The sequence below is a fragment of the Blastopirellula retiformator genome, from assembly GCF_007859755.1.
GTDB classification, from domain to species: Bacteria; Planctomycetota; Planctomycetia; order Pirellulales; family Pirellulaceae; genus Blastopirellula; species Blastopirellula retiformator.
In genome coordinates this window covers 1,439,549-1,456,918 of sequence record NZ_SJPF01000001.1, presented here as the reverse complement: position 1 = coordinate 1,456,918, position 17,370 = coordinate 1,439,549, and the positions used below count along the sequence as shown (strand labels likewise).

Annotated in this window: 15 protein-coding genes; 8 read left to right on the top strand and 7 right to left on the bottom strand. The window is 59.3% G+C overall.

Features of this window, described 5'->3' with window-relative positions:
• Positions 1-432 precede the first annotated feature (432 nt).
• The 4 genes from Enr8_RS06020 to Enr8_RS06005 all read left to right on the top strand — a co-directional run bounded on the left by Enr8_RS06020 (position 433) and on the right by Enr8_RS06005 (position 5,222).
• A complete protein-coding gene (locus tag Enr8_RS06020) occupies positions 433-1,029 on the top strand; it encodes a DUF4291 domain-containing protein (RefSeq protein WP_146429677.1) in 597 nt (198 codons plus the stop codon).
• Between the two features lie 155 nt (positions 1,030-1,184).
• The gene (locus Enr8_RS06015) at positions 1,185-1,757 is read left to right on the top strand and encodes an ECF-type sigma factor (RefSeq protein ID WP_146429676.1); all 573 of its coding nucleotides are present in this window, start codon (positions 1,185-1,187) and stop codon (positions 1,755-1,757) included.
• A gap of 93 nt (positions 1,758-1,850) precedes the next feature.
• Positions 1,851-4,388, top strand: coding sequence for a protein kinase domain-containing protein (locus Enr8_RS06010; RefSeq protein ID WP_146429675.1), 2,538 nt, complete (start codon positions 1,851-1,853; stop codon positions 4,386-4,388).
• A gap of 99 nt (positions 4,389-4,487) precedes the next feature.
• Positions 4,488-5,222, top strand: coding sequence for a 3-keto-disaccharide hydrolase (locus tag Enr8_RS06005; protein ID WP_146429674.1), 735 nt, complete (start codon positions 4,488-4,490; stop codon positions 5,220-5,222).
• A gap of 812 nt (positions 5,223-6,034) precedes the next feature.
• Here Enr8_RS06005 and Enr8_RS06000 read toward each other — a convergent pair.
• Both Enr8_RS06000 and Enr8_RS05995 read right to left on the bottom strand, forming a co-directional pair.
• A complete protein-coding gene (locus Enr8_RS06000; protein WP_146429673.1) occupies positions 6,035-6,820 on the bottom strand; it encodes a DUF2185 domain-containing protein in 786 nt (261 codons plus the stop codon).
• Positions 6,821-6,851: 31 nt separating this feature from the next.
• The gene (locus Enr8_RS05995; RefSeq protein WP_146429672.1) at positions 6,852-7,646 is read right to left on the bottom strand and encodes a DUF4198 domain-containing protein; all 795 of its coding nucleotides are present in this window, start codon (positions 7,644-7,646) and stop codon (positions 6,852-6,854) included.
• Between the two features lie 139 nt (positions 7,647-7,785).
• Here Enr8_RS05995 and Enr8_RS05990 point away from each other — a divergent pair, with 139 nt between their 5' ends.
• Positions 7,786-8,301 carry a DinB family protein gene (locus Enr8_RS05990; protein WP_186767456.1) on the top strand — a complete coding sequence of 172 codons (516 nt, stop codon included), beginning with the start codon at positions 7,786-7,788 and terminating at the stop codon, positions 8,299-8,301.
• Between the two features lie 75 nt (positions 8,302-8,376).
• On the opposite strand, the gene Enr8_RS05985 is transcribed toward Enr8_RS05990, so the two are convergent.
• From Enr8_RS05985 to glgA, 5 genes are all read right to left on the bottom strand, one after another.
• The gene (locus Enr8_RS05985) at positions 8,377-8,787 is read right to left on the bottom strand and encodes a hypothetical protein (RefSeq protein ID WP_146429670.1); all 411 of its coding nucleotides are present in this window, start codon (positions 8,785-8,787) and stop codon (positions 8,377-8,379) included.
• 157 nt (positions 8,788-8,944) lie between these two features.
• Entirely contained in the window at positions 8,945-9,409 is a 465-nt protein-coding gene (locus Enr8_RS05980) for a hypothetical protein (RefSeq protein WP_146429669.1), read from the bottom strand.
• Between the two features lie 31 nt (positions 9,410-9,440).
• Positions 9,441-11,612 carry an alpha-amylase/4-alpha-glucanotransferase domain-containing protein gene (locus tag Enr8_RS05975; RefSeq protein ID WP_146429668.1) on the bottom strand — a complete coding sequence of 724 codons (2,172 nt, stop codon included), beginning with the start codon at positions 11,610-11,612 and terminating at the stop codon, positions 9,441-9,443.
• Between the two features lie 62 nt (positions 11,613-11,674).
• Entirely contained in the window at positions 11,675-12,676 is a 1,002-nt protein-coding gene (locus Enr8_RS05970) for a galactose-1-phosphate uridylyltransferase (RefSeq protein WP_146429667.1), read from the bottom strand.
• Positions 12,677-12,769: 93 nt separating this feature from the next.
• Entirely contained in the window at positions 12,770-14,275 is a 1,506-nt protein-coding gene (gene glgA, locus Enr8_RS05965; RefSeq protein ID WP_246119956.1) for a glycogen synthase GlgA, read from the bottom strand.
• Positions 14,276-14,736: 461 nt separating this feature from the next.
• Here glgA and Enr8_RS05960 point away from each other — a divergent pair, with 461 nt between their 5' ends.
• The 3 genes from Enr8_RS05960 to Enr8_RS05950 are packed head-to-tail and all read left to right on the top strand — an operon-like array spanning position 14,737 to position 17,129.
• Positions 14,737-15,303: an RNA polymerase sigma factor gene (locus tag Enr8_RS05960; protein WP_146429665.1), complete on the top strand. Its 567-nt coding sequence runs from the start codon at positions 14,737-14,739 to the stop codon at positions 15,301-15,303.
• Positions 15,293-15,823, top strand: a complete 531-nt coding sequence (locus Enr8_RS05955) for a hypothetical protein (protein WP_146429664.1) — start codon at positions 15,293-15,295, stop codon at positions 15,821-15,823. The genes Enr8_RS05960 and Enr8_RS05955 overlap by 11 nt, the downstream gene beginning before the upstream one ends.
• Positions 15,824-15,845: 22 nt before the next feature.
• Positions 15,846-17,129 (top strand): S1C family serine protease, encoded by a 1,284-nt coding sequence (locus Enr8_RS05950; RefSeq protein WP_146429663.1) that lies wholly within the window; start codon positions 15,846-15,848, stop codon positions 17,127-17,129.
• Positions 17,130-17,370: the final 241 nt, after the last annotated feature.

Here is a 17,370-nt window from a genome sequence, read left to right as displayed (position 1 = left end):
AATCGTCCTGGGGAGAAACTCGAATTTCTGTCGATTTTTTCCCGTAAAGCGAGATTCGTTTTCCGCTATGCGAAGAGAGATGACAATCCTATTCGCGGAGGACAAAGCCATGCCAGACGGATCACGAAAACGACGTTTTTCCTGCGACATCGCCAAACGAACCTGGTACGCCCAATGGCGCTCCCTTCGCTTCGCCCGTCGCTTTGGTTAAACCGCCGTCCACACAATCCCTCGGTTTCAACTAGCCGAGTACGCTCGATCCTCTCAACCTATCGAGCCGCTCAAACAGCACCCTCGAGCTAGTACTTCTCGCGAAACCTAACCGGTTCGAATCGCCTCTTCCAGGTTTACCGCGAACCTCCCCTGCCCGCTTCTTCTCCTGCTGGCGCAATTGAGTACGTTTCCGCCTGTTCCTCTGCGACCGCTTCCACCATGACCTCTTACCGTCAAATCCGGGCCGACTACGATCGCGATACGATCGTAGTCTATCAGGCCTACAACGATGCGATCGCCAATGCGGCGCTCGCCGCGGGTCGCTTCACGGCGCCCTTCTCCTTTCAACGGATGACTTGGATCAAACCTTCTTATCTGTGGTTGATGGAACGAAGCGGTTGGGGGACGAAGTCGAACCAAACGCGCATCCTGGCGGTACGAATTGCCCGCAGCGGTTGGGACGCGGCGCTACGGCAAGCAGTTCTTACTTCGTATCACAGCGGCATCCATCGCTCGCAAGACGAATGGCGCCAACTGTGCCAACAAGCGATCGTGCATGTGCAATGGGATCCGGAACGTTCGTTGCGGGGAAAAAAGCTGGAACACCGCTCGATCCAAGTCGGCGTCGGCCGCCACTTGATCACCGAGTTCGCCGAAACGTGGACGCGCGAGATCGTCGACCTCACGCCGCTGACCGCCAAGCTGCGTCAGTTTCGCCAACAAGGCGACTACGACAAAGCGAAGCGTCTGCTCCCCCGCGAGTCGATTTACCCAGTCGACCAGGCGACGGCCGACCAGCTTGGAATCGAGACATGAGCAGGAACCTCAAGTTCTGCGGCAGATATTTCAGCAAACAATTTCATCGAATGCGAGCGTTTGGACGTTTAGAATAAGAGGTCTTCAACCTTGATCACGACGCTAGCGCGAAACAAGGTTCGTACCCCGATTCGATTCTTACCACCCGCTGGAATATGAGCGAGTTTCTGCAAGCCGCCCAGGCCTTTCAATCGGGAGACCCCGCGGCGGCCGACCGTCTGTTTCCGTTGGTTTATGACGAACTACGCCGGTTGGCTTCGTCCCACTTGGATCGCGAAAAACCTGGTCATACGCTGCAACCGACTGCGCTCGTGCACGAGGCCTATCTGCGTTTGCTCGGTGGCGAAGAGCCGCCGACTTGGAACAGCCGCGGGCACTTCTTTTCGGCGGCCGCCGTCGCCATCCGCCGCATCCTGATCGACCATGCCCGCCGCAAGCAAAGCCAGAAGCGGGGAGGCGAAATGGAGCGTCAGGCTCTGGACGACGTCGTCGCCGCCTTGCCGGAACCGCGGGAAGATCTGCTTGCCCTGGATGAAGCGCTAGATCGCCTCAAACAGATCGATGCCCGGGCCGCCCAGGTCGTTGAACTCCTTTACTTCGCGGGGCTTACGCTATCGGAAGCGGCCGCCGTTATGGAAACCTCCCCTCGCACGACGCGGCGGTTATGGGCCTATGCGCGAGCCTGGCTGCGCCGCGAGCTTGAAGAGCCAGACGAGCAAAAACTTTGAACAATTTTGGCCGCGACGCCCGGCCAATTTCGCACGTTACTGTAGGCCACACCTTCCCTTCATCGCCAATCCGAAGGCCCGATCGTAACGCCCATGAACGAACAATCGATCTTCTCCAACGCGCTGGACATTGCCGACCCACAAGAGCGCGGCGAATTCCTTCGCCAAGCTTGCGGTGACGACAACGCGCTTCGTCAACGTGTCGAATCGCTGCTCGCAGCGCACCAGCGGTCGGGCGAATTTCTCGACGTTCCGGCGATGCGACAATACCGTGCCGACGACGATTTCGACGCCTCGGCGCCGACCAGTTACGGGTTCGATTCGCCCGGAGGCGACGTAAATCTTTCGTTCCTGCTCCCCTCCTCGCGGCCTGATTCGCTGGGCCTGTTGGGACACTACGAAGTGCTGGACGTCCTGGGACGCGGCGGTTGCGGCATCGTCCTGAAAGCGTTTGATTCCAAGCTGCAGCGGATCGTTGCGGTCAAGGTCATGGCGCCCGAGCTGGCCGCGACTTCGCCGGCGCGAAAGCGTTTTCTCCGCGAAGCCCGGGCGGCCGCCAGTTTGGTTCATGAAAACATCGTCAGCATCCATGCGGTCGAGGACGAACCGCTGCCGTTTCTGGTGATGGAGTATCTGGCGGGCGGAACGCTGCAGGATCGGATTGACGAAACGGGTCCGCTGGATCTTGCCGACACCTTGCTGATTGGTCGCCAAATCGCCGAGGGTCTCTCGGCGGCGCATGCTAAAGGGTTGATCCACCGCGACATCAAGCCGCACAACATCTTGCTCGACTCCACTTCTCGTCGCATCAAGATCACCGACTTCGGCTTGGCTCGCACGGCCGACGACGCCAGCATTACGCAAAGCGGCGTCATCGCCGGCACTCCGCTCTACATGTCTCCGGAACAGGCACGCGGCGAAACGCTTGGCCCCGGCAGCGATCTGTTTAGTCTCGGAGGCGTCCTCTATTTGATGTGCAGCGGCCGACCGCCGTTTCGCGCCTCGACCACGATGGCCGTCTTGAAGCGGGTGATCGAGGCTGAGCCGCGCAACATCGCTGAGATCATCCCCGATGTGCCTGCGTCGCTGACCGACGTCATCGCCCAGCTGCATGCCAAGGATCCGGCCGATCGTAATACCTCGGCGGCCGAAGTCGCCCAACAGCTGAGCGACTTCGAGCGTCAACTGGCGTCGGTCGGAAGTCTTCCTCAGCCGGCCAAACGCGTTCCGTCCACGCTTTCCGATCCAAGAAGTCGCGATCGCCGCACCAGTAATCGATGGCCACTGGTCGCGGCGGTCGCACTTCTGCTGGCCGCAGTTCTCGGCGTTGGCTGGAGCGAAGCGGCAGGCGTGACCGAAATCTCGCAAACGGTCATCCACCTGTTTACCAGTACCGGTACGCTCGTCGTTGAGATCGACGATCCCGGCGTCAGCGTCCAACTTGATGGCGAAGATCTGGTGATCTCAACGCCAGGCGTACAGGAACTTCGTTTGAGTCCTGGCAAATACGAACTGCAAGCGCTGAAGGATGGCCAGCCGGTCGGTCGCCAACTGGTGACGATCGCACAAAACGGACGACAAATTGTCAAGGTCACTCAGGAAGGACCGCAGAGCGCTGTGGCAAATCCACCGGCCTATCATCTGCAACCGCAAGCGGACGACGCGCCAGTCAGTCGCGAGCCCTATTTCAGCGGCGAAGCCGGCGGCATTGGCGACTGGGAAATGGAGGGGGACGAGCTTGTGCAACGGAAGCCAGGCAAAGCGGTCCTGCTGTTCGGCTCGCGTAACTGGACCGACTACGACGTCTCGGTCGAAGCGCGCGGCTTGTATGCCGGACCGAAGTCGGAAGGGAGCGCACTTTTCTTCCGCGCTCAATCCTACGTCAACAACTGCGTCTTCATTACCGGCAGCTATGGCGGCACGATCAACGACGTCACCAAACGGGTCCAGGGAAATTGGGCGCGGATCGGATTGCCGTATGGCGTCGAACATCAGTTCCGCCGCTGGTACTCGCAAAAGGTTGAAGTTCGCGGCAACCATATTCGCTGCTTTGTCGATGGAAAGCTCCTGTTCGATTGCCGCGACGATTCGCATCCCCGCGGCATGATCGGCTTGGGAACGCAGAACACGCCGACCCGCTGGCGAAACCTGAAGGTCACTGCGCCCGACGGAACGGTCCTCTGGTCAGGCTTCCCGGATGTGCCGACCGGCGAATACAAATCGACGGAAACCTGGAATGATTTCCAACTGGCCAACTACGCCCTCTCGTGGGAAGGGGCGAGCATCCAAACGCCAGACAAAACCTATCGCCATGGCGATGAACTAACCGACCAGACGATCGAGCTGCGCGAAATCGCGATTGACGCTCCGAACGAACTTCTGACCAGCGACCTCCAGCCGTTGGTCGTCGCCAAAAACCTGCGTAAGCTAACGCTCCAATTTCCTCAAGTCACCGACGCGGCCGTTCCCGTTCTTTCGCAACTGCAACAGCTCACCGAACTGGACCTCCGTGAAACTGCCATTTCGCCACAAGGATATGAGCAGCTGAAACAAGCCCTGCCTGACTGCAAGATCGAGTATCAACCGCCGCCATCTCCAGTCGAGCCAGCCGCCAACGAGGCCGGGCTCTAGCCGCGGCTGCAATCGGCCGAACTGGTCACTGGTTTGCGCCTATGGGCAAATCCATTGCCAAAGCTTGCAAGCGGCGTCTGGTCAACCTAATCTGGCGGCATGAACATCACCTCCAAAATCACCGCCGCGTTCGCTTTCTCGCTTCTTTCCCTTGGCCTGGCTGCGGCCGAAGAGCCGTCGTCGACATCGCTTCCCAAAGCGACCATCGACGGAACCGGCGATGGTTGGCGATCGCTGGGCGAAGCCGACTTTCAAAACGTCAATTGCTACGACGATACCTGGACCTTCAAAAACGGCGGCATTCAGTGCACCGGCCAACCAGTCGGCGTGATGCGGAGCAAAAAAGAGTTCACTAACTTTGAACTCGTACTTGAGTGGAAGCACCTCAAATCGGCCGGCAACTCAGGCTGCTTCGTCTGGACGATTCCGGCCGAAGTCGACAAGCTGACCAAGCCGGGCTTGCCGGCGGGCGGCATCGAAGTGCAAATTCTCGATCATGGCTACAAAGACGCCTACAAAAAGTCAACCGGCAAGGAAGGCGATTGGTTCAGTACCAACGGCGACATCTTCGCAGTCGGCAAGTCGAAGCTGAAACCTTTCCCGCCGCTCTCCCCCAACGGCTTGCGCAGCTTTCCTTCCAAGGAACTGAGCAAAGGCGTCGGCGAGTGGAACCACTACTACGTCCGGGCGATCAACGGCGAAGTCCGCCTGTGGGTCAATGGCGAAGAAGTCTCTGGCGGCAAAGACGCCGTGCCGGCCACGGGCTATCTCTGCCTGGAATCGGAAGGAAGCCCGATCGAGTTCCGCAACATCCGGATTCGCGAACTGCCGTAGGGAAGAAAAGCTGAAAGCGGAAAATTGAAATCAACGGGGCGCGATCAGTCGCGCCTTTTTTTGTGCGCGGATGTTCCCTTCCGCCCCGGCGAATTGTCAACGAACGAGTAATTGACGACCGGCTGGACCGGACCGTTTCGTTTTTTTCTGTAGGGTGCGTCTGGACGCACCAGGAACCACAGCCCAAGCGCACCACAACAACCTCGCGTGGCAACGCAATCTGCAAATACCGATGCGTTTCCACGCGTTGGCGAAAAAGCGTTCTATCGCAGGTTCGCGGTGCGTCCAGACGCACCGTTCCAAAACTGGACCGGACGATTCAATTTTTTTTGCGCGAGGCTGAAAACTGGACCGGACCGCGGCGTTTTTTTGCGTCGAGATAGTGGACTGGACCGCGACAAATTTTTTTCGCCCCTGATTTCGCTCTCCAATGGACCATCGGCGCGCACCGGTATCGCAGTTGCAACGGCTTGCAACGCGCTCGGGGAGAAACTCCACCATTACCGACAGCGATTCGTGTTCGCCGGCGGGTCGCTTCGATCAGCGCGCAAGTTCTCCCTTATTTCGCAGAGCGATTTGCGCGACGATCGGGTCGACTTTTCATCCCTTCCTGACTGTGGGAGAAAGCCGACAGGCTGGCAAGATCTCAGCACGTCTCCACGTACCGGCGTCACTACGATCCTTGAGAAACGCGCATGGAACAAGTCCACGGCATGCCTGTACACTTTTATACTAAAAATCGAGGCAATTCGGCAAGCAAATTTCGGCGAAAATCAGAGCGGACCAATCGACCAAACTCCGCTCCAATCCACTCACGCGGCGGATGAGGAAATCCCTTTCCACAGCGCCACTGCCAGTTCAGCGGCTTCCGGATTGTCAAAATAGATCGACAAATGGACATACCCGTCCGGATCAGCGACGAAGCAGTAGAGGGAATGGACCTCCAGGCCGTCCTGATCTTCGGTCAGGCGATAGGCGATCCGCAGCAGTTTCCCCTCTTTCAGCTCTTGGTAGTCGAATGCGGCTGGATCGCGTTCGGCGGTCAGGTCGCGGAGCAGTTCGGCCGACGAGTCGTACTCTTCTGGGATTCCCCAACAGCTGGCGTAGATCGTAACGCCGGGGCGCCACAGGACCATCTGGCCATCTTCCTCGATCCGCTTGTTCAGACGCAGCGGTAAGTCGATCGACCAACGGTCGGTCAGCGCGCAGGGGCCTGCCTCTAGAATAGGGAAGTCAGGATGGAGCAGTTCGTCCGCTTCAAAGGGACTGTCGACGGCGATCAGTTCTCCTGCCGCTCCTTCGCGGGCATAGGCGCTGCCGATTGGCGACGCCAGTAGCGGGATCACGTCGCGATCGTAGTTGGCGATCGTGTTGACGTCGTAGACCTCCAGGTTGGCGGCGGTGTTGACGTAGTCATCCGATTCGTCGCCAGCGAAAAACCGCCAGCCGCTATCGCCGGCGTTCTCGGGTGGTTCGCGATACATATAGCCAACCGAGTGGCCGTCGACGGTGATCCGGTCGGTCGCGATGCAGCCACCCTCTCCTTCGACGAGCGATTCGATCTGATCCGCGGCCAGGCGAAACTTCTTTGCGGTCATCAACAATCCAGTCTGAGTTTTTGCGAAACGCCTACTCGCTGCAGCAAGGGCAGAGTTCTGGCACAAAGATGGTCAACGTCGCCGAGTAAGCGGTCTCATCGTAGTCGACCGTCTTCTCATCATGGGCATGATGATGCGCCGCCACCAGGTACTGATCGCCGGTGGTCGGCGTGAACGAAGCGATCCCCTGGGCGTCGGTCTTACGCTCATACGTTTCGTCAAAGCCAGGCTTCAAGGTTTGACGACGCGGCACGAACGAGACGACCGTATCGGCCAAAGGCTTGCCGTGAAGTAGCAATTGCACGGTGATCAGTTGCCCCGGTCCCATCGGCGCAACCGGACTAACCTGAGGCACAAGTTCGAGCGGGTGTCCCTGCGGCTTGTCGTAGCCAGGCACGTTTTCCGGGACTTTGTCCAAACTGTCTGTAACAAGGAAGTACGTTTTTCCGCTTTTGCGAGTACGAACTGGATGGCCGTGATTGACGACTTTGTCCAGGGTGTGGGTGACGAGATAGAGGCCAGGTTTCGCAGCCGCGAATTTGCCTTTCCAGTATCCCTCTTTGGGCGCATAACCGACGTCAACCAGCTCGGGAATAAGGTCAAATTCCTTACCACTAGGGTCCGCAATTCGCAGCCGACAGCCGGTCAAATCGATCTTGCTCGCCAGTTTAAAATCGCGATGATCATTGCCGTGGTTCCCGAGTTTGAGATCGACGTAAATCGCGTCTCCGGTTCGGATCACGTTGGAGTTGGTTTCGACCCATGTGTCGTGCGCAAACAAAGGCGTAGAAACGCACAATACGCACAAAAGTGTTCGCACGAACATCTGCGGAATCCCTCAATTGCCGAGAATTTCTACGGCCAACCTTGAATTACAGCCGTAGATTAAAAATGATGTACTATTCGCTATATGATACCTGCGGCGCCGATCGATGACGATCCGCCCCACTACCCACCAACAAAAAATGCCTACCACACTCGCTCCCGCGCCCCCAAAGCACGAGGAGTTCTCGATCGAGGAATTGATCGACGCTTACGAAAAGGGCCCTTCCGAAATCCGCGACGCGATCGCCGGCATGACCGAAGAGGAAATCACCGCCACGCCGGTAGATGGCATGTGGAGCACGCTTGAGGTCGTTTGCCACCTGGCCGACTGCGAGCAATTTTTCGCCGACCGGATGAAGCGTACCGCGGCGACCGATCGGCCGGAGTTGATTGAAGTCGACGGCTTTCGTTACAACGACGCCATGGACTACGCCAATCACAATCTGGACGAAGAGCTGTCGCTGATCAACGCGACTCGCCGGCAAATGGCCCGTACGTTACGCCTGTTGCCGCGTGACGCCTGGAACCGCGAAGCGACGCTTCGGGAACTGGGCACTTTGACCCTCCGCCACCTGGTGTTGCATGCGATCAATCACGTGCACCACCATTTGGAGTACGTCAAAGAGAAACGCAAAGCGATGCGTCGCTCTCGCTAAATGAAAAAGCATTAAGAAAGGTGGTCGCCGTTAGCGGCCACCTTTTTTCCTTTCGAGTGATTCGCGGTTTGGGAATCATCCCCGCCGCGGCGAGATTCTCCACTCGCCCAATGGCTTCCCGGCCAACGATGTCGCCGTGACGATCAACTGCTTGTCGTCCGCTTTGCCCCGCATGATCGTCCCGCTGCTCAAGCTCGGTCCGCCGCCGACAATCTGTCGATAGGCCCGCTCATGCGTCGGCTCGTCACATCGAAAGCGATGGGTATGTCCGCAGAGCAATAGTTGGGCGCCCGCCTTCGCCAAGTGTGGATGCCACGCCTTTTTCGCCTGTCGGCAATAGCTGGCATAGCCGTCCAAGGTATCGCCCGGGTTATCCCCCGGCAGGCCCCACAGCGGAATTTGGCGAAAGACGATCAGATAAGGTGCGTCTGCGATCTCGGGCCGCTGCGACCGACGTCGCCATCGCCGTCGTCGCGCCGGCGCCAACGGCCAGGCTCGACATCTGGGTAAGAAACTGACGCCGATCGGCGTGAGAGGAAGACTGGCTCATGAGGTACGATTCCGAGAGGGACTTCAAGGCGGGCGGCGCAGCTGCGTTTCCTTCGGTGTAACCGCCCGCAGCGGCGACGTAAAGACTTTCCCCCTAGGCGATCTGGCGGATCGCACCCATGTGGTACGCGATGTGCGCGACCGAGGCGAAGGCGCCGGTCAACATCATCTGGTTCCACTCATGCGGCTGTTCGCAGGCCGCCAGCCAGAGCCTCCCCATGCGCTCGATGTCGGTGATCATCGCGTGCCACTCCATGTCGCGGATCTCCTCGACCTGCCAGGCGGCCGACCAATCGGCGGTGGCGAAGGCGTCCGGAGAACCTTCAAGCGTCGCCTCGATCAAGGAGAGGTGATATTGCAGATGCGCCGCATGGGCGACGATCGACTTGCGGCCCGGCGCCGGAGGAGTCGACGCCTCGAGCGCGGAATAACGATGAAGCAGCCGAATCAGGCCGGGGTCATCGCGATTGATAAACCAACTACCTGCGGGGTTGCCCCCTTCCAGCGACTCGCTCAACAGCGTCGTGAGCGAACTGGCAATCATGTCTGCAGAAACCATCGTCGTTACTCCGCCCCAAAAAGCTGGATAACTACGTCGTCGCCGCAACTTCCTGCGAGGGCATTCGACTTTCGGCCAGGGTCGTGTCGATATCCAGCTTCATCGTCACGCTCCAGCGCCCTTCTTTGTCTCCTTGGATCCACCAATGCGGCATCATCGCCACGCTTTGGTGAACCAGTTCAAAGCCTCCCTCCGACTGGCTGACCGTTTCAATCGGGAAGGTCCAGATACTGGTCGGCTGGTCGGCCTCCCAACGAACGTCGACGCCCAGCCACTGGTCGGTCAAGCCAAACGTCGTTACCTGGTGCAAATCCAACCGTTGCCCCAGTTGTCCCAAGCGCTCGCCCCCTTGATGAAAGAAGCGATCGTCGGCGCCAGACGGCATGCCGGCGAAGTTCATCTCGACCGCAAAGTGCATCGGCTGATCTTGCGGCACCCCTTCGATCAGATAGGCGATCTCCAAGGTCGAACTGCCGGCCGACATGGTGACCCCCTTGGTGATCTTCAGCGGCACGCCCCACGCGTTCCCTTCGCGGCTCATCTGAACCTGAATGCGATCGGGATTGCGGCGAATCTTCGCCTCGTAGCCGCCATGGACAAAATCGCCTCGCTCCATCGCTTCGCCGCCAGCGACTTGCTGCGCGGGGACGTCGTTATCAAAGAAGTGATCGATCAGGCATTTGCGGGGATAGTCGTCATACTGCAGGCGTTCGTCGAGCCCGGCTTGTTTAAAGACGACCCGGTCGTGAATGCTGGCGACTTCGCCGCCAGCCGAGGAGGGACCCGCCAAGACTTTGCGGTGGTACGCTTCTGCGCGGCGGGTGAGCGTCGCCAACAAGTTGTGGCAGATGGTGCGAATGTCGAGTTCGTACAACATGCCGCCTTGCGACGGAGCGAACAAGGCGAGCAGCTTTTCGTCGACCAGCTTCACCTCGTGGCGAGCGTCAAAGTTAAAGTCGGCCGCCTCGGCGTCGACAAACGGAACCTGCTGACCGGTCGCCAGGTCGATGATATTGTCGGCAGCGATCAGGTGGTTGTAGACGGCGTTACGCAGGTGGGGCAGATAAACGCCGCCGAACGCGCCATGCCAATAGCTGCAGTTGCATTGGCCGCGATAGAGCTCAGTCTGGGCGTAGGCGAGCGCGCCCTGATCGGCATCTTTGTTACGCCGGGCCTGATCCAGCCGCTTGCTGACCGACATCATGCGGCTGTACATCTCGTCGGTTTCGGGATAGCGAATCTTGAAGTTCCGCCAATAGCCGCCTCGGACGAACTGCTTGATGCGAGGCCAGTTCGGCTCGTGCTCCAGTTCGTGCACCAGGTCTTCGTAAGCGACCTGCTGCGAAACCGGCAACACCCACTCGGTCATTTCGCGATAGCTTCCTTCCGGCAAGAAGACCTTGCCGACCGGCGGCAGCGCTTCGATTGATTCTGAAAGCGTCGTGGTGTGGAGCCAGTCCTTGTTCGCTTCGAGCGCGGTAAAGAAGTTGTGCAACCAGCCGCGATCGTAGACGTGCGCCTTGGTATCGGGCCACGTGCCGAACTTCTCGCCATCATCGCCAAAGACGACGACGCTGCCGGGATGATTGTCGGCGACGCCGCGCAGGTAGTCGATCGTCTCGTGCGGCTCGGCGAACGGCAACAGATACCGCATCCGCTCGCTGCCGGGGAAGATCGAGAGAACCTGCCCCGCTTCTTCGGTGACGTAGTAGCCGTACAGTTGGTCTTGCTGGACGCCGGCGTTCTTGAAATGAAAATCGTCGAGCAGCGTGTAGCGAATGCCGGCTTCGGCGATGTCGCTGGTGAGTTGTTGCTCCCAGACCCGCTCTGGCATCCACATGCCGTTGATCGTTGCGCCGAGACGATTCTCGAGCCACTCGGTGTAGCTGCGAATCTGGCCAACCCGATCGCGGCCCGGGATCATAGTCATGATCGCTTCGTAGAAGACGCCGCCAAGGATCTCGATGCGGCCCGAACGAACATGTGCAGCCAGGCGATCGAGATACTCGGGATGATGCTGGTCCAGCCATTCCATCAACGGCCCGCTGGTATGCAGCCCAATTTTGATCGCGTCCGAAAAGCGATCAAAGACGTCCAGAAACGGCAGATAGCTGTCCTGATACGCCTGCTCAAAGACCCCGTCGAAATTGCCGATCGGCTGGTGATTGTGAAGGACAAGGCAGAGGCGGATCGAGTTGCTCATCGCTTGGTCGCTGCAGAGATAGAGGAAGACGACTGCGGTTTAACGAATCGGCCAGACCGATCCTACTTCGCCAATCGCATCATCTCCGCAGCTCGTTCAGGCGGAACGGGATTGACGAGCATCCCTGTTCCCCACTCAAAACCGGCTTGCGTCGTTGCGCGCGGCAAAATCACTAAACGCCAGTGATAGTAGTCCTGCGCATTTATGTCAAACGGTGACGTGTGAATCAGATAGTTGTAAGCCGAGAATTCTAACGCTTTTTCGATCTGCGCCAGGCAGCGCTGAGTAAGCTGGGCAAGCTGTTCCAATCGAGCAAGATCGACCCCGCAAAAATCGCTACACGCTCGCCGCGGCAAAATCCAGGTCTCCAATGGCACTCGCGAGGCGAACGGGCAGAACGCGACGAACTCGTCATCGGCGTAGACGATCCGCTCGGCCGCCGCCAGTTCGCGTTCGATCAGTTCGCTCCAATACGAACGACCATGCTGGCGATAGTAGTCGCGACTGGCGTCCAGTTCCTGTTGCACCTGCCTCGGCGTTCCCTCGGTCGCCATAATCTGACTATGACTATGTTCCAGCGAAGCTCCGCCGGCAGGGCCGACATTCTTAAAGACCTGCGCGTAACCGAACCTCCCCTCCTCTTTCAACGCGGTCATCCGCGCTTGGTAGGCGACGAAGGTGAGCCGGGCGTTCTCGGCCGGCAGATCGGTAAAGCCGGCCAGATGCTGCGGCGATTCGATCACGACATCCTGCCAGCCGTGGGCCGACTGACTGGGAAAGAAAGGATCGTCCGGGTGCGTTTCGCTTGGCTCCCCCGACATGTCGAACGCCGGAAAGCGATTCGGCACGACGCGGACCTGCCAGCCAGGGCCATTGGGGGCGGAGTCCGCCGAGCGGGCCGCCCATAGCTCCGGCGGGGCCGAAGCTTCGGCGCCTTCGCAGAACGGGCAATCGAGATTCTTGGCCGGTGGGACGGCATGATCCCATTGATGAGGGCGCTCGGCGCGGCGAGCGGCGATGACGACTTCGTAGCCCAACAAAGGTTCGCGGCGAATTTCGCTCATACGACTCTTTTGCGCATCCTTGAGAATCTATCTGAGGTCAGCCGCGATCCAGGTCGCGATCGCGGCCATCCTACAGCAACAGAGCGAAGTGCGCTACCGCTTCTTTTTGCCGTCGTCGACTTTGGCCCGCTTACGGGCGACCGTCTCTTCAAACAGACGGACGTATTCGGCGGCGGAGCGTTTCCACGACCAATCCTGGGCCAATCCGTTCTCGACGATTTTCTTCCAGGTCGGCTTGTCTTGCTGATACAAGCGACAGGCTCGCTGCAGCATGTCGGCCAGCGCGTGCGAGCTGTACTCGCGGAAGGTAAAACCGTTGGCCATTCCGGCCGCCAGGCTATCTTCGTCGGCGTCGGTGATCGTATCGGCCAGACCGCCGGTCTCGCGGACCACCGGCACGGCGCCATACCTCAGGCTATAAAGCTGATTCAAGCCGCACGGCTCGTAGAGGCTTGGCATCAGGAACATGTCGGCGCCCGCTTCAACGCGACGCGCTTTCGCTTCGCAGAACTCGACCTTCACGCCGACTTTGTCGGGATACTGCTGGGCAAGTTGCGAAAGCTGATTTTGATGCCCCGGTTCGCCGGTGCCGAGGATGACCCACTGCGTGTTCTTGGTACGAGCCCATTCCTGAATCACTTCCGCGACCAGGTCAAATCCCTTTTGATCCGCCATTCGACCGACCATGCCGATGACCGGCGCCTGGGGATCGGTCGGCAAATTGAACTCTTGCTGCAGCGCCTTCTTACAGGCCGGCTTGCCCATCTCCCAGTCGGAAAGATCAAAGTTGACCGCGATGGCGTCGTCGGTCTTCGGATCCCACTTGTCGTAGTCGACGCCGTTGACGACGCCCGACAAGACGTTGGCCCGATCTCGCAACACTCCTTCCAGCCCACAACCAAGCGGGCTGCTTTGAATCTCTTGGGCGTAGCGGGGACTGACGGTGCTGATCGAATCAGCGAAGACGATACCGGTCTTCATGAAGTTCAGATGGCCGTAGAACTCCATCTGATGCATGTTGAAGTACTTCCAGTCGAGCCCGGTCAGGACCATGTCCCAGTGCCAGAAATTGCCCTGGTAGGCCATGTTGTGAATCGTCAGCAACGTGGCGACTTTCTCGTAGCCCAGCGTCGCGGCGTACTCAATATCCAAGTAGGCGGGGGCGAGTCCGGTCTGCCAGTCGTTGCAATGGACGATGTCCACGGGCAGTTGCAGCAGTCGGATCGCTTCGAGGATCGCCCGCGAGAAAAAGACGAATCGCTCGCAGTTATCGTGATAGTCTTCGCCGTCTTCGCGATAGAGCTGAGGACGGTCGTAATACTCGTCGTTCTTGACCAGATAGACCGGGATATCCGTATCGGGCAGATAACTCTTTAGCAGTTGGCCGCTGACGACCTTGCTTCCGATCGGCAGGTCGAAATAGATTGGCAGCTCTTCAATCGGCTGCCCGCACGTAAAACATTGTCGGAACGCGGGCATGATGACCGCGATATCTTGGCCCAAACGACGCAGCTCCAGGGGTAGAGAACCGCAGACATCTGCCAAGCCGCCGGTTTTGGCGAACGGGTATACCTCACTGCTGGCGAGTAGAATATTCAAAGTCGCCAAACTCCTGGGGCGGGGCTATCTAAGGTGGAGACAGCAAAGTTGCGAAAAACAATAACACATAAACACGCGCCGATTTAAGACAACGGGAAAGATTGGGGGTTTCCGTCGCCTGCGCAATTCATGCGATCTGCAAAATATTCAACGATTGTACTAGCATGTCGACAAACTCAAACCGCTTTTGGCTAAAGTGTTGCACAGCATTGGTTTACTTGCAAATGCTTCTCTTTTGACGCCGTGGAAGGGGGCAGGTTACGCAATCTGCCTGCGTATTTGAACTTACGCCCGTGGGGAGGGCACTAAGCTTGTGTATGGCGACTTTGGACCAAGTCCCATGGCTGATCCAGGCGGGAGTGATTCTTAGGGCGTTAATATACCGTTAAATCGATTCCTTGCGGCATAACCCCGCCTTGGATTCCCCTCGCTGACCAGTCGAACTTCAAGAAAAATTTTTCATGAAAATTCGCGGACTTGATGTCGAACAACTGACCTCCCTCTATTTCGACCGGATCCACCGGGCGGCGCTGCTGATGTGCGGCAACGCCTGGGATGCCGACGATCTAGCACAGGAAGTCTTTTTGATCGTCGCCAATGACCCGACCAAGTTTGAAGGACGCAGTAGTCCCTACACCTATCTGTACGGAATCCTGCTCAACCTGGAGCGCCGATTACGTCGTAAAAGGCGAATGCATCAGGAAAAAACCGAAAAACTAGCCCAACGGCAGGATACGTCGGCCGCTGCCGCCGCAGCGGACGTGCCGGTGGTATCGGAAGAATGGAAACGGAGCCTCTGGAGCGTCGCGGCCGAGCTGCCCGATGGCCAACGTCAGGCGATCGTCCTCCGCTTTGGCGAAGAACTCCCCTACCAGGAAATCGCCGACATCCTCGGCTGCCCCTTAGGAACGGTCAAAAGTCGAATTTTCCATGGATTGGGTACCCTCAGAAAATTAGTTGCCGAAAGCCCCGGCCAACTGCGCGAGGTTCCTCGCGAACTTGGAGATTCACGATCCGATGCCATCTGAACCCCGAATTTTTGATCCCGGCGATTTTGACGACGATTTGCCCGAAGTCGAATTGCCGGAAGTCGACCTAACCGACGAGGCGTGGGAAACCGCCGCGTTGCCTGACGACCTGTTGATGCTGGGCGATCAGCTCCGCTGCGATGCGCTCCGCCTGGACGAGTCGCACCGCGCCGATCGCGTGCAGCGCGAACTGCTGCAGCCCGAGCGGGCCCAGCGCGCCGAGTTGGCAGCCCCGCCACGTGGGCCTTCCGCCTGGACGGCGCTGCTCTGGATGTTGCCGGTAGCGCTGATGACTGCGGTGCTCGTTTACAACGGTCGAGGGGCATCGCCCCCCAGCCCGCCGACTCCGTCGGTCGTCGCGACGCCGCACGTCGCGCCGCCGCTCGATTTTTCGCCCAACCTCCACCAGGTTTCGCTGCCGGCGCCCCAGCCCGTTCAACAAGGTCCCAGCGCCGCCGAACTGGACGCATTGCTCGACTTGATGCCGAGCGAAACCGGCTCGGTCGCCGTTTCGCTGTAGTAACGCCCAGCCCAAAGCGCCTATGAAATTGTCGTCGACAATTCGATTCGCAGCACTTCTGCTGGCGTTCGCCTTCGCTGCCCAGATCCCGCATCTGGTCCACGCCGAAGAGCTGCCGCAGCTAGAAACCGCAGCGAAGAAGCTGGCCGACGCCACCGTCACGGTCCGGATGATCGCGCTGCCCGCAGCCATTCCGCAAGGCAACGCCGATCCGCTCGCCAAACAGCCGAAGTCGCCCGCTCGGGTGACCGTCTGCACCGGCGTGGCGATCGCTCCGCGGCGAATCGTCACCTGCCTGCGCTACGAAGCCGGCAGCCGACTCCGCATTACGCTCGCTGACGGACGTCAGACCGACGCCCAACTGAAGGTTGTCGATCACTTCTCAACCCTTGCGATTCTAGAACTCGATGCGTTGGAAGTCCCGGCGATTCCCCTGTCGCCGCAAACGCCCGCGGCGGGTCGCTGGGTTGTCTCCGCCGCTGGCTGGGGCGCTGCCGAAGCGGTGCAAACCTTCGGCCTGATCGGCGCGACCAGTCGCAAGATTCCTGGCGCCGAACTGCCGCCGCTGTTGGAATGCGATCTCCGTGGCGCGGCGACTGCCGCGGGTTCAGGAATCGCCAATGCCGACGCCACGTTGGCCGGCATCGTCGTCGCGGTGCAAAAGCCGCAGAACGACGTCCCGCGAACTTACGCCGTGCCGAGCCAGCATATCGAGCGACTGCTCGCTTCCGAAGCGGCCGATAAAGTCGTTGTCTTGCAGCGCCGGCGTCCGACGCTCGGGCTGACCCTGACCGCCGGGCCAAGAGCCGAAACGGTGATCGTCGAACGGGTCGAAGAGAACGGCCCCGCCGCCGCGGCCGGCATCGTCAAAGGAGACCAGGTCCTGGCTGTCGACGGGCTCTACATTCGCTCGGTTTATCAAGCCATCGGCCCCGTTCTCGCCAAGCAGCCGGGGGACAAGATTCGCCTGAAGGTGCTACAAGGCGAAAAGCTGGCGACAATCGACGTCACGCTCGGCGGGGGCGTGGAGTTCCCGAACAACATCGCCCTGCTTGGCCCCGACCGTCGTCTGCTAAACGATCCCCGGATCGAACTGGCCCGCATCGCCGCCAAAGAAGCGTCACCGCGCGATCCCTTGGCCGTCCTGGAAGCGGCCGGCGAAGAAGAACAACCGGTCGATCCGCGGGACGAGCAGATCGAGATCTTACAACGCGCGATCGATCGCTACGCCAAACTGATCGAGTTCTACCAGCATCAGCTCGATGCCGAACGCGAGAAAGTGAAACAGCTGGAAGCGAAAGACTAACTCGAGGCGCGAGCCGAGGGAATGGAGTCGAACGCCATCGGCGAGTTTAGACCGTAGAGCGAGTCTGCGTTCGTCGCGAGGCCCGGAGGGCCATCCCAACCTAGCCCAGGGCGGAATCGCCAACGGCGATGCAGCCCTGGGCAACAGCATCGATAAACGGCGAAAGCCCCTGCGGGGCGATCCATGGAAGCGCGGTCGAGTCTACCGTCAACGACTCGACTATCATCTTGACCTGGGGCTG

Bases quoted from the DNA above. Each gene is read 5' to 3' on its own strand.
- Enr8_RS06020 (WP_146429677.1), top strand. From the start codon at position 433: ATGACCTCTTACCGTCAAATCCGGGCCGACTACGATCGCGATACGATC.
- Enr8_RS06015 (WP_146429676.1), top strand. From the start codon at position 1,185: ATGAGCGAGTTTCTGCAAGCCGCCCAGGCCTTTCAATCGGGAGACCCC.
- Enr8_RS06010 (WP_146429675.1), top strand. From the start codon at position 1,851: ATGAACGAACAATCGATCTTCTCCAACGCGCTGGACATTGCCGACCCA.
- Enr8_RS05990 (WP_186767456.1), top strand. From the start codon at position 7,786: ATGCCTACCACACTCGCTCCCGCGCCCCCAAAGCACGAGGAGTTCTCG.
- Enr8_RS06005 (WP_146429674.1), top strand. From the start codon at position 4,488: ATGAACATCACCTCCAAAATCACCGCCGCGTTCGCTTTCTCGCTTCTT.
- Enr8_RS05950 (WP_146429663.1), top strand. From the start codon at position 15,846: ATGAAATTGTCGTCGACAATTCGATTCGCAGCACTTCTGCTGGCGTTC.
- Enr8_RS05975 (WP_146429668.1), bottom strand. From the start codon at position 11,612: ATGAGCAACTCGATCCGCCTCTGCCTTGTCCTTCACAATCACCAGCCG.
- Enr8_RS05995 (WP_146429672.1), bottom strand. From the start codon at position 7,646: ATGTTCGTGCGAACACTTTTGTGCGTATTGTGCGTTTCTACGCCTTTG.
- Enr8_RS05960 (WP_146429665.1), top strand. From the start codon at position 14,737: ATGAAAATTCGCGGACTTGATGTCGAACAACTGACCTCCCTCTATTTC.
- Enr8_RS05955 (WP_146429664.1), top strand. From the start codon at position 15,293: ATGCCATCTGAACCCCGAATTTTTGATCCCGGCGATTTTGACGACGAT.
- Enr8_RS05970 (WP_146429667.1), bottom strand. From the start codon at position 12,676: ATGAGCGAAATTCGCCGCGAACCTTTGTTGGGCTACGAAGTCGTCATC.
- Enr8_RS06000 (WP_146429673.1), bottom strand. From the start codon at position 6,820: ATGACCGCAAAGAAGTTTCGCCTGGCCGCGGATCAGATCGAATCGCTC.
- Enr8_RS05980 (WP_146429669.1), bottom strand. From the start codon at position 9,409: ATGGTTTCTGCAGACATGATTGCCAGTTCGCTCACGACGCTGTTGAGC.